Origin of the sequence: Xanthomarina spongicola (assembly GCF_003148645.1) — a bacterium.
Taxonomy (GTDB): Bacteria; Bacteroidota; Bacteroidia; order Flavobacteriales; family Flavobacteriaceae; genus Xanthomarina; species Xanthomarina spongicola.
The window spans coordinates 435,079-447,145 of record NZ_QGGP01000001.1 but is presented as its reverse complement, the minus strand read 5'-3'; the positions used below and the strand labels follow the sequence as shown (position 1 = coordinate 447,145).

General features: G+C 28.8%; 14 protein-coding genes. 3 read left to right on the top strand and 11 right to left on the bottom strand.

The annotated features are described in order from the left end of the window. Nucleotides 1-48 precede the first annotated feature (48 nt). The 11 genes from LX78_RS02010 to LX78_RS01960 all read right to left on the bottom strand — a co-directional run bounded on the left by LX78_RS02010 (nucleotide 49) and on the right by LX78_RS01960 (nucleotide 7,865). Nucleotides 49-549, bottom strand: a complete 501-nt coding sequence (locus LX78_RS02010; protein WP_109680963.1) for a nicotinate-nucleotide adenylyltransferase — start codon at nucleotides 547-549, stop codon at nucleotides 49-51. A 194-nt stretch (nucleotides 550-743) separates the two neighbouring features. Next, on the bottom strand, nucleotides 744-1,337 hold the full coding sequence (locus LX78_RS02005) for a CDP-alcohol phosphatidyltransferase family protein (protein ID WP_109680962.1): 594 nt from the start codon (nucleotides 1,335-1,337) through the stop codon (nucleotides 744-746). Nucleotides 1,338-1,497: 160 nt separating this feature from the next. Further along, nucleotides 1,498-1,710 carry a hypothetical protein gene (locus LX78_RS02000; RefSeq protein WP_109680961.1) on the bottom strand — a complete coding sequence of 71 codons (213 nt, stop codon included), beginning with the start codon at nucleotides 1,708-1,710 and terminating at the stop codon, nucleotides 1,498-1,500. Between the two features lie 9 nt (nucleotides 1,711-1,719). Continuing rightward, on the bottom strand, nucleotides 1,720-2,172 hold the full coding sequence (locus LX78_RS01995) for a hypothetical protein (protein ID WP_109680960.1): 453 nt from the start codon (nucleotides 2,170-2,172) through the stop codon (nucleotides 1,720-1,722). An 80-nt stretch (nucleotides 2,173-2,252) separates the two neighbouring features. After that, nucleotides 2,253-2,927 carry an ABC transporter ATP-binding protein gene (locus tag LX78_RS01990; protein WP_109680959.1) on the bottom strand — a complete coding sequence of 225 codons (675 nt, stop codon included), beginning with the start codon at nucleotides 2,925-2,927 and terminating at the stop codon, nucleotides 2,253-2,255. A 1-nt stretch (nucleotide 2,928) separates the two neighbouring features. Then, entirely contained in the window at nucleotides 2,929-4,191 is a 1,263-nt protein-coding gene (locus tag LX78_RS01985) for an ABC transporter permease (protein WP_109680958.1), read from the bottom strand. Further along, complete coding sequence (locus LX78_RS01980; protein WP_109680957.1) at nucleotides 4,191-5,270, bottom strand: efflux RND transporter periplasmic adaptor subunit; 1,080 nt, start codon at nucleotides 5,268-5,270, stop codon at nucleotides 4,191-4,193. Before LX78_RS01980 ends, LX78_RS01985 begins: the two co-directional genes overlap by 1 nt. 2 nt (nucleotides 5,271-5,272) lie before the next feature. Continuing rightward, complete coding sequence (locus LX78_RS01975) at nucleotides 5,273-6,355, bottom strand: site-2 protease family protein (RefSeq protein ID WP_109680956.1); 1,083 nt, start codon at nucleotides 6,353-6,355, stop codon at nucleotides 5,273-5,275. 11 nt (nucleotides 6,356-6,366) lie between these two features. Further along, nucleotides 6,367-6,972 carry a WG repeat-containing protein gene (locus LX78_RS01970; protein ID WP_109680955.1) on the bottom strand — a complete coding sequence of 202 codons (606 nt, stop codon included), beginning with the start codon at nucleotides 6,970-6,972 and terminating at the stop codon, nucleotides 6,367-6,369. Between the two features lie 93 nt (nucleotides 6,973-7,065). After that, nucleotides 7,066-7,452 carry a DUF302 domain-containing protein gene (locus tag LX78_RS01965; RefSeq protein ID WP_109680954.1) on the bottom strand — a complete coding sequence of 129 codons (387 nt, stop codon included), beginning with the start codon at nucleotides 7,450-7,452 and terminating at the stop codon, nucleotides 7,066-7,068. After that, a complete protein-coding gene (locus tag LX78_RS01960; RefSeq protein ID WP_109680953.1) occupies nucleotides 7,449-7,865 on the bottom strand; it encodes a hypothetical protein in 417 nt (138 codons plus the stop codon). Before LX78_RS01960 ends, LX78_RS01965 begins: the two co-directional genes overlap by 4 nt. A gap of 164 nt (nucleotides 7,866-8,029) precedes the next feature. Between LX78_RS01960 and LX78_RS01955 the strand changes: the two genes are divergently transcribed. The 3 genes from LX78_RS01955 to LX78_RS01945 all read left to right on the top strand — a co-directional run bounded on the left by LX78_RS01955 (nucleotide 8,030) and on the right by LX78_RS01945 (nucleotide 11,893). Further along, a complete protein-coding gene (locus LX78_RS01955; RefSeq protein WP_109680952.1) occupies nucleotides 8,030-9,910 on the top strand; it encodes a PAS domain-containing sensor histidine kinase in 1,881 nt (626 codons plus the stop codon). Next, nucleotides 9,910-10,962, top strand: coding sequence for a response regulator (locus tag LX78_RS01950; RefSeq protein ID WP_109680951.1), 1,053 nt, complete (start codon nucleotides 9,910-9,912; stop codon nucleotides 10,960-10,962). The genes LX78_RS01955 and LX78_RS01950 overlap by 1 nt, the downstream gene beginning before the upstream one ends. Nucleotides 10,963-11,050: 88 nt before the next feature. Then, complete coding sequence (locus tag LX78_RS01945) at nucleotides 11,051-11,893, top strand: universal stress protein (RefSeq protein ID WP_109680950.1); 843 nt, start codon at nucleotides 11,051-11,053, stop codon at nucleotides 11,891-11,893. Nucleotides 11,894-12,067: the final 174 nt, after the last annotated feature.

Here is a 12,067-nt window from a genome sequence, read left to right as displayed (position 1 = left end):
CCAAAACTTAATTATACTCTAATTATGAAAAAACTATTGGATTAGAGTTTATAAGAATTTGCCTTGTTCATCAAGTTTTACTTTAATACGCTTATTTCCATTTTCTAAAGTGATTTTGTATGTAAACTTAGAACCTTCTGACTCACGATACTTAACTAAATATACATCTTTAGTTACATTCCAGTTAGGAAATCTTTTTTCTATAGATTGTAAAATTGGTTTTGGCAAATCAAGATTCTTATATTTCTCGGCAGTTCTTAAAATATTACCTTCATTGTCGTAAGTTGCTAGAATTTTTCCTTCAGGAATAATGAAATATACATCGTAAAAATCGTATTCATCTTCGTAAATATCCATGGTCTTAATATCAAAAGTTCCAGCTTGAACTTGAAGCCTGTCAACTTCTATTGGTAAATCTGTAGCATTTGTACTACTTAGATATTTATAGTTTGTATTAACTAAAATAACCTCATCTAATTGTATCGGATCTTGAGCAAAAAGTTGGGTGGTTAGACCAAAAATAAATAAACCAATAATTATTTTTTTCATGATTTTTAAATTTTAAATTAAACATGTTTAAAATTATAGATTTATGAAAGTTTAGGAAATGATATATATCAGATTGACTTAAATAGTGCTTAAAAAGATAGCTTTCCACAATTTTAAACACCTATAGAATACAAGAAGATTTACTATTTAAATTGCTAAACAAAATAAATGGATGCTAAACAAAAAGAATAATCTCATTTTACATGCTTTTTCAGACGCCTTTTATCTCTAAATGCCCAATAAATCCCTTTTACATCTGAAGCCCAATTATCATACATAAAAATAAGCGTTATTTCTTCTAAAGTTTCCAAGACTCCAAACACAATCATTATATAAAACAAGGTGTAATTTGGGTAAAAAAACAAAGAATATAGAATAAAAGCACTTTGTATTATAGCTGATAATTTAGCCAAGTATGTATGAAATGCCGTAGCCTTACCATATTTATAATAAGCAATAATCATTTGGATAATGTAGGGTATAAATGATACGCCAATTATTATAATATTTTTCCTGATAAATTCATTTTCAAAAATGAGTAATCCAATTAATCCAATAACAAGTGTTATTTGATCACCAAAAGAATCTAATTGTGAGCCTCTTGGGCTTGTTATCTTTAGTTTTCTTGCTAAATAGCCATCGATGGCATCTGTTGAATAACTAATAAATAAAAACCAAGCAAAAAGTTGTCTTTCATCAAGCCATAGAAATAAAATAAGAAAAGGCGCAGCAATAACTCTATAAAACGAAAACCAATCAGCGATATTAAAATTCTTAAATGTGAGCATATTAGTTGTTATTTTCTTGAATTTCTATTCAACAAACTTATTATAAAGGTTTAAGTTTAGATGACACTTACAAGTCAGTTTTCGGTATGTTTTTTTTATATCTTTTTAGGTCGCTTGTTTTTAAATAACTTCACCATTTTAAAATAACCTATAAATTCCATTATCTTATTCCATGAGTTTTTATGTATTGTTTCAATATTTGTTTGAGGCTTTCTAAGTAGTCTTGCATTACGCTTAAACTTATTTCAGGATGTTTTGTTGATGGTATGGTTATTGGGTTTTCTTCTAGCGTAACATACAATTCAGGGTAATTTGTCTCAATATTAGATGTGAGCTTTATTATTTGAGTTTGTATGTCTTGAAGTGTTTTCATAGAATATATTTAATTATATTTCCAGATACGCTTAGGTTTTTCATTGCCTAAAACATCTTTTGATAAAACAAAAACAGCATATCTAACTACTTTTAGCATTTTTATAAATTCTGAAATCTCCTCTTCCAATAGTTCATGTTCGGTTCTAAAAACTGAAGCGTCGTATATAAATGGGTCCTCTATTAAATCAACAATATGTGTAAAATGGATTTTAATGCGTTTCAGTAAATTTTCACATTGTTTATTCAACTCAAGCAATTCTCTTTGTAATTCTCTTAAATCATCTAAATTTTGATTTATAAGAAACTTTACAAAATAAGTTTCAACCAATAGCTCTATAAATTTTACATCCAGCGAATAAAACTCTAAATCTTTTTTCCAGCTTTCGGTTAACATATACAAATCCTGCCAAGAGGCTTCTTGGATAAAATTTCCTTTTGGTCTATTTCTATAATCGCTCACAAGGTGTTTTTTAGATAATTATAGATTAAAGATAATTTGAAATGAATGTATTTGAAATGACCAATATCATGAATAGAAAATTATGTCATAATTTTACCATCTTCCATTTGAATAATTCTATCTGTCTTTTTAGCAAAATCTCCATCATGAGTAACAACTAAAAGTGAAAGCCCTTGCTCGTTACTTAATCGCTCAAAGATGTTGAATACATTTTCAGCGTTATGACTATCCAAATTTCCAGTAGGCTCATCTCCCATTATAATTGAAGGGTTGTTAATAAGTGCTCTTGCTATAGCAACACGTTGTTTTTCGCCTCCAGAAATTCGAGAAGCACGCTTTAAAGCTAAATGGTCTATGTTAAGCATTTTTAATTTTTCCATAGCATCATGCTCGATTTCCTGATGTGACTTCTTTGCTAATTTTTTGGCAGGAAGCATGACATTTTCCAACACCGAAAATTCAGATAATAAGTAATGAAACTGAAACACAAAACCAATGTGCTTGTTTCGTAAATAAGATAAATGCTCTCTACTTTGATTAGTGATAAGTTTATTATTTAAAAAAAGTTCTCCTTCGTAATCAGTATCCATAGTAGAGAGAATATAGAGCAGTGTTGATTTGCCGCAACCAGACTTTCCCATTATTGATACAAATTCACCTTTCTTTATCTGAAAATTTATGTCTTTTAAAACATGAAACATCACAGGTTTTTTAAAGTATTTATTGATATGTTTTGCTTCTAATACAATACTCATATTACTGTCCTCTTATTATTTTAACTGGGTCAATTTTTTTAGCTTTTTTTGATGGTAAGTAGCCTGCCAAAAAGGTTGAAAACATAGCAAACGAAAAACCAATTACAAAAAACAAAGGATTCATATTTATTGGGTAAGTTTCTACAGTAGGTAAAGCTTCTGTTTGAAACGGAATAGTATCTATTAAACTTACCAAACCATAACCAATAAGTAAACCTAAAAGACCACCTACAAAACCAATAATCATTGCCTGACTCATAAAGATAAGTTGCACATCTTTACCTGAAAAACCAGTTGCTTTTAGTATGGCAATGTCATTCATTTTCTCATAAATAAGCATATTTAGTATGTTATAAATACCAAATCCAGCAACGATAAGTAGTGTTATAGAAACAGCATACGTAATAAGGTTTCTAATGGTTGTTCCTGTTTCAAATTGTGCATTTGCAGTTTTAATATCTAAAGCAGTAAGATTGAACTGTCTTTCAATTTTTTTTGACAATGAAACTGCCTGATCAATATCATACAGTTTCACATTTATATCTGTAATATAATTATTAGCTTCACCTAAAATACGCTGTACTGTTTTTATATTGGTAAAACTCTGTATGGCATCCAAATCTGCAATACCACTTTGATAGAAACCAACAATTTTTAATGGAAAAACACCTCCATTTATAGGGCTTATTTGCACTCGATCTCCAACTTTTAAAGACATTTTCTTAGCAATACCAATACCCAATAAAATGCCATTGTCAGTATTTTGTAAAGCTTCAGCTGAACCTTCAACAATATAATCTCCCATATTAAAGAGACTTGCTTCATCAATTGCATTAATCCCTGTGAGATTGCCACCTAACTCTATAGATCCTGCTATGTAAAATATTTGTGTTTTTATTTGTGGAAGCGCACAACGTACAACTTTATTCTCTTCTAAATATTTTATAATTGGTAGAGCATTATGAATTTTTTTTTGACTTAATTTTGGCTTAATTGAATGAACGACATTAAAACTTTCATTTACATTATCATATAAAGAAATAGGTTGTTTTTTTGAAGGCTCAATTTCATTATAAACATGAATATGTGGTGTTTGATTTAATATTAAATCGTCTAACATGCCATTTAAACCAGTCATGAAACACACTAAGGTAATGTAAGCACCAATTCCAAAAGTAACACCTAAAGCTGCTGTAGATGTTTGCTTTATTTTTGTTAACAAATGGGTTTTGGCAATGTTTAGTATAACGCTCCAGTTTGCCATTATTCAGGTTTATAGATATAAGTGTCTTTTGTAATTCCAGTGAGTACTTCAACAAATTCCATATTTTGCAAACCAGTTGTTATGGTAATTAATCCATCAACTGTTTTGACTTTATCATCATCAATGATGTAAGCTTTTGGAATAGTTAACACCTTATTTTTGGTTGCAATTACTATATTGGCTTCCCCTGAAAGTCCAGGATATAATACTTCAGGAGGATTCTCAAAAACTGCCTCAACTTTAAAGGTTTGATTTCGTTCATCTTTTTGAGGATATATTTTAGAAACTGTTCCTTTAAAAACCTTGTTTGCATAAGCATCTAGATTAATTAAAACATCCTGTTCTTTACTAATTCGTACTATGTCTACTTCGTCTACTAACATCTCGATAATAAAATTAGTTGTACTTCCAATTGATGCCAAAGGCTCCATGATTGTAACAATTTCTCCAGGTTCTTTATATAATGCATAGATTTTACCATTAATTTTACTTTTAACAGCAAAATCCTTGGTGGCAATTAATGACGTTTGATAGTTGTTCTGAGCTTGTTTTACAGTCGTTAATAATTCGTTTTTTGTTCTGTTATATTTACTTCGTAATACCTTTAAGTTGTTAATAGCTAATTCGAAATTAAGTTTTTTGGCATCATACTCTGCTTTAGATCCAATTTTCTTATCCCAGAGGTTTTTTTGTCTAAAAAAATTAATGGAGTCATTCTTGTATTTTAGTTTGGCAGCAGCAATTTCTTCTTCAATACTGTTTAATATAGCTGCACTGCCATTATAATTTTCTTTAGCTAAATCCAATGCAAACTTTGCGTTTTGAGAATTAAGTTTAGGTGTGTTATTAATTATTTGCATAAGTGTTTGGGCCTTTGAAACTATAGCTCCTTCTTCTACTAAATTGTTATCTAAAATCCCTGCAACAATGGCATAAGCTTGATACAGACTATCTGGTTGAATGGTAACAGAAGAATAGACAGATTCTGTTAATGTTTTTTCTATTGGAAGAATTTTATCTTGCTTTTTATTACAGGACAGTAAAACTAATGAGATTATAAAAAAACTAACTAATTTCATAATTAATAAGCTAACTTGGATTGTAACAATATGTATTCATTCAAATTTATATAATCTATAGCTCCAACAAGTTTTTTATTTTCTACAACAGGAAAAAAAGATTTCTTTTTACTTTGTATTATACTATATAACTCTTTAAGATCATCGTCAACATCAAGTACTTTAAAATTCGTTTCCATAACATCCTTAACTAATACATTTTTACTTGAATTCTCTATAATATCTTGATGATATAACAACCCTTTTATGATTGAATCTTTAACGACTACAAAATTAATTTCTGTACCAGAGATAATTTTATCTACAACAAGATCTATAGAGTCTTCTGGTTTAAAAATTGTAATATTTATCATCATAGCGTCTTCAACTGTATGCCCTTTGAGCAGAGATAAATGCAACACCATTTGATTTTCGCCAAAAGCTCCTAGAAAAATAAAAAGAGCTATTAATACCAGAAATGGATTATATAATAAACCTACTAAAAAAATAATTGCAATAAACTGACCAATACTGGATGCCATTTGGGTTGCTTTTACACGATCTATTCTCATTGCCAGTAAGGCTCTTAAAATACGACCTCCATCCATTGGAAATGCTGGAATAATATTAAAAATTACTAGTCCAACATTAACAATAAATAAATAGAGTAAAAAATTTTGCAAGGTAAGATTACTTAATGTCTCTAAACTTTCGACAAAGCTCATATTTATTAATTCTTGAATAGGTAAAATTAAATAGAGTAGAATTGCAATAATTACATTAACCAAAGGTCCAGCTATTACAACCAATAATTCTTGCTTTGGTGATTCAGGAATTTTATCTAAGCTTGCCATACCACCAATGGGAAACAAGGTTATTTTTCTTGTCTTGACCCCAAAATATTTAGCTGCTAAGGCATGTCCAAGTTCGTGTAATACAACACAAACAAAAACTGCCAAAACAAAAGCGACATTAAATAAAACACTCTCGGTTGTTCCTCCTCGTTTTAGTTCATCAAAAACTATCCAAAGAATTAATAATAAAAATGTCCAGTGTATAATTATTTTTATCCCAGAAATACTCCCTAAATTTAAGCTAGCTTTCATAAAAATTAAATCTACTCATTAATTTTTTTTAATGTCCATTTCCCTTTTTCATTCCTAGTCACTACTAGGTTATCTGAAATTTGCTTTGATGTAAATTTAGGAGGTTCCCTTAAAAAATCTTTATCTAAAACAACATGAACACCTTTATGAGTTAAGTAGTTTTTAACATTCCCAACTGTATCAATTGTAACTTCAAAATATTTGTAGTTCACTATTTTTTTATCTAAAGCTGGGTTTCTTCCCATTTCCTCTTTATCTAGCTCTAATGCTGTTGCTATGTTATTATTAAAGTTTGTAGCATTTAAAAATCGAGGTTCAATAACTGTTTTTCCATAAGTGTTTATGTAACCAAAATATAAAACTCCATCCTTTTCATTTACAATTAAACACCTTCCATTCTTAAAAATAGGATAATCCCCATCTAAAAATTTAGAAGTCACTAAATCATTTCTAAAGTTGACAACAATATCACCATGTATGTTTATAAAAGCCCACTGATTATTTTTTTTAATTGCTGCCATTTCATCGTGAAAAGGTGAAATAAAATCTACATTTTCAATAACTTGAGAAAACCCTAAAACAGGAATAATCAATAATATAATTAGTATTTTTTTCATGATAAATATTTTTATAATATGAGCCTAAAGTAGCGAGTTTAACTCTATTACAAAATGATATTCATCATGATAAATACCAGTTCAAGAATGTGATTATAAATTATTGATAACATTTTCAAGTTTAGAACTAACCTCTCCAGCTAAAGTGCTTAGTGCTTCATTACTCACAGCTTGCATTGATATTAAAGGATTAATAGCTGAAACCTCAATATTGTTTGGTGAAAGTTCTTGAATAATAATGTTGCATGGTAACATGGTGCCAATTTTATTTTCAGTTTGCAATGCTTTATAAGCAAAAGACGGATTGCAAGCTCCTAAGATTTTATATTTCTTGAAATCAACATTAAGTTTCTTTTTTAACGTTTGCTGAATATCTATTTGTGTAAGCACACCAAATCCTTCTTTTTTTAATAACTCAACAATTTTTGCCTCAACGTCCTCAAAATCTCCCGTTACAATTGTGGTATAATAATATGTCATGTCTTTATGTTTTTTAATTCCATATCCAGTTTAGTAAGTAACATTAATTCTAATTTGTTTACTTTAGAAAAAGAAGCTGCTATAGCTCTTGCGGTTTTTAAAATAAGTGTGTTCATTCTATCCGTAAACAATGACTCATGCTCTTTTTTAAAGGTTAAAAAACTATTGTAGCATGTTTCGGCATGATACTCATTATCGTCGTGTAACCACTTAAAAGTATTAATAATAGAATCCTCAATATTTATTTTTAAGCTATTATCAATAAGATTAGTAGTTAACCATTCTTTTTTAACTACGTTTTTTAATTTTTCAAGTTCAACATCTCTCACATTATTGTCTACAGCAGCAATGGCATAAAACAACTTACCTAAGTTTTGGTAAAATTTTTGAACTAAATCATTATCCGTTTTCATCTCTAAAAAATTAAGCTATATAAATATAAACACTTGTTTTTGATTTAATTATGACATATATCAGTTCTGTAATCATTTCAAAAACTTAATCTTGAAAATAGTATGGATATTTATAACTTTAGTATCTTTATGTATCTACAAGCCTTAATGAAAATTGATAAAAAATGTTTAAACAAGACCAGGAAATATTTAATATTCTTTTAGAAGCAATTTCTCAAGGTGTCATAATTGTTGATGAGCATCAAGTTATTATTGAAGTTAACAAATCTGCTGGAAAAACTTTTGGGTATCCCAAAACTGAATTAATAGGTCAACCCCTAAACATTCTAATTCCAAAAGCATATCATACAAATCATGAATCACATTTCAAACGTTTTATAGAAATAGGGAAGCGTCGCAAAATGGGTGATGAAACCATGGATATTTTTGGTGTTAAAAAAAATGGAAATACATTCCCTGCAAAAATAGAGTTAAACCCATTTTCCATTTATAAAAGGCCTTACACAATGGCTTTGATTAATGATCTCTCAGAAAAAAAGAAGATTAAAAAGAGACTCATGTTAAAAAACAAAGCATTAAAATCTGCAAGTAATGGGATTGTTATAACAGATAATCTAAAACCAGATAATCCAATTATATATTGCAACCCTGCTTTTATAAAACTTACAGGTTATTCTAAAGAAGAAATACTTAATAAGAATTGCAGATTTTTGCAAAGAGATGACAGGCAACAGGAAGCTATAAATAAACTACAAAACGCTATTAAGAATGGTGAGAGATGCCAGGTAACACTAAGAAATTATAAAAAGGATGGTACACTTTTTTGGAATGATTTACACATAACACCAATAAAAGATAGTAATGGAATTGTTACAAACTATATTGGAATACTAAATGACATTACAAATAAAAAAATTATTGAAGAGGAAAAAAATCATCTAGCTACCATTTTTGATGAGTCTTTAAATGAAATATACGTTTTAGATGCAAAAACCTTAAAATTTATTAATGCAAACTATGGTGCACAAAAAAATTTAGAATATACGTTAGAAGAGTTGAAAAACATGTCACCTGTAGATATTAAACTCGAATATACAGAGTCACAGTTCAGAAAAGAGTTAGAGATGCTAGATAACGATAATGTAGAAAAAATAGAATTTGAAACCGTACACCAACGTAAATCTGGCACGACGTATCCTGTAAATGTTCATCTACAACGCTCAAAACTTGGAGAAAGAGACGTCTATGTTGCTATTATATTAGATATAACAGAACAAAAAAATTACACCGAAAAACTTGAAGAAACCGTAGCAAAACGTACTGAAGAGTTAAATGCTGCATTGGCTGCCGAAAAAAATCTTAATGAATTAAAAACAAAATTCCTGTCTTTAGTCTCTCACGAATTTAAGACACCATTAAGTGGTATATTAACATCTACCATGTTACTTAGTAAATATCAATTAGAAGACCAACAAGATAAACGAGATAAACACATTAAAACCATTACCGATGAGGTAAATTACCTAAACAATATACTTACCGATTTTTTATCAGTAGAAAGATTGGATAAAGGAAGTTATAATTATAAGTTTAATACTTTTAAGGTAAGTAAGGTTGTTAACGAAGTAGTTTATAGCGCAAATATGCTATTAAAAGAAGGGCAACATATTAATTATCCAGATAACATAGACGAGCTTTCATTACATCAAGACGAGAAAATCATCGAGCTGGCATTGTCTAATTTAGTGAATAATGCTATTAAGTATTCCGAAGAAAATACTGCTATAGATATAGATGTTATGCAAACCAAAGAGACTACAATTTTTAAAGTAAAAGACCAAGGCATTGGCATTCCATTAAAAGATCAAAAAAACATATTCAATCGTTATTTTAGAGCCGAAAACGCATTACTATCTCAAGGCACTGGTATTGGGTTAAATATTGCAAAAGACCATATAAATAATTTAAAAGGTGAAATTTATTTTGAAAGTACAGAAAACAAAGGATCCGTTTTTACTATAGAAATACCTAATACAGCAGAATAATGAAGACTATTTTATTAATCGAGGACGATACAGTTCTAAGAGAAAATACTGCCGAATTATTAGAACTTTCCAATTACAAAGTAATTTCAGCTTCAAATGGAAAAGTAGGTGTTGATAAAGCAAAAAGTGTTTTACCAGATATTATTGTATGTGATATTATGATGCCAGAATTAGATGGTTATGGCGTTCTTAATGCAATATCAAAAAATGATGATACAAAATACATTCCATTCATTTTTCTGTCGGCAAAAACCGAGCGTCAAGATATAAGAAAAGGTATGAATTTAGGTGCAGATGATTATGTTACAAAACCCTTTACCGAAGACGACCTTATTAGTGCTATTGAAAGTCGTTTAGCAAAGACTGCCATTTTAAAAGAAAAAAGAGAAGAAAGTCTAAACAATTTGACAACTGAAGAAAGTGAAATTAGAACATTAAATGATTTTAAGAATTATATAAATGATAATGGAGAGGAGTTTAAGTATAATAAAGACGACATTATTTATAATGAAGGGGATCATTCAAATTATATTTTTTTAATAACCAAAGGTGTTATAAAGTGTCATAAGCTTGACGAACTTGGTAAAGAACTTACAACTGCTTTATATAAAGAAGACGATTTATTTGGCTATTTATCCTTTAATGAAAGCATAACATACCAAGAAACTGCAACTGCTATTAAAGATGTGGAAATAGTTGGCATTTTAAAAAATGACCTTAAAAATATACTTGACTCAAACCATAAAATCACTTTAGATCTTATTGAATTGTTAACAAATAATCTGTCTGATGTAAAAGAACAATTATTGCAAATGGCATACAGTTCGGTAAACAAAAAAACTGCTGCTACTATTTTAAAATTTGCTGAAAAAATGAATAAAAAGCCTGAAGACCCTTTAACCATTTCTCGTAGCGATTTAGCAAGTGTAGCAGGAATAGCAACAGAAACCTTAATTAGATCCATGACTCATTTTAAAAAGCAAGGGCTTATTGCTATTGAAGGTAGGAATATTAAAATTTTAGAACTTCAAAAACTCAAAGATATATATTAAAAATTCTTTTTCTATAAAGCCCTATTGACGAATATCATTTTTTGTAAATCCTCTTTAATTTAAATTTGTAGAATTAAGAAGGATTAAAATGAAGTCAATTTTATTACCAACAGATTTTTCAGAAAACTCTTGGAACGCTATACAATATTCTCTGAAATTTTTTGAAAAATCTAATTGTCACTTTTACCTATTGCATGTTAATAGCTTAAGTAATTTAACATCTTTAGATACGTCTTATATAACTACTCCTGAGGAAATACAAACTAGATTTGCTAAAAAACAATTACGCCAATTTTTAAAGCGAATTTCACAAGAATTACCACATAATAAAAATCATAGATTTTATTCACTTACAGATTATAATTTTTTTATTGAATCAATTAAAAATCATGTAGAAGAAAGAAAAATAGATATGATTGTTATGGGAACCAAAGGCGCTTCTGGACTAAAAAAATTTATTGTTGGTAGCAATACAAGTGATGTTATAACCAAAGTACATTGTACAACACTTGTAGTTCCTGAAAATGCTAAGTTTAACAGTATAACTGAAATTGCTTTCCCAACAGACTTGGCTTTGTCTTATCACATTCAAACTTTACAACCCATTTCTGAGGTTTTAGACAAGTTTAATTCTTTTTTAAGAATTCTGCATATCAACAAAAAGAAAGAAAATTTAAATAGAGACCAACAAAAATATAAAGAGCTATTGGAAGATTATTTTAATGGTTATAAAAATAGTTTTCATTTTTTAACCAATGATAAAATAGAAGATGCTGTGCAATGTTTCGTAGAAAGCAGAAATATAGACTTGATAGTAATGGTTGCAAAAAACTTAAATTATTTTCAGCAAATTTTATTTTTGCCGACAATTAAAAATATAAGCTACCAAACCGATGTACCTTTTCTAGTTCTACACGAACAACAAAATTAACCATAGATAATTCATTTTTTTTAGCAAAATTCTGAGGACGATTTCTTATCATTTTCTTTTTATAGGACTAACATTATTCGTTTTCCCAAAACAAACCGTTTCATGACTAAAGTTTATTAAGGTTAAACTGATTCAGATTAAATACATACTACTGTTTTATTATTGAATACAGCT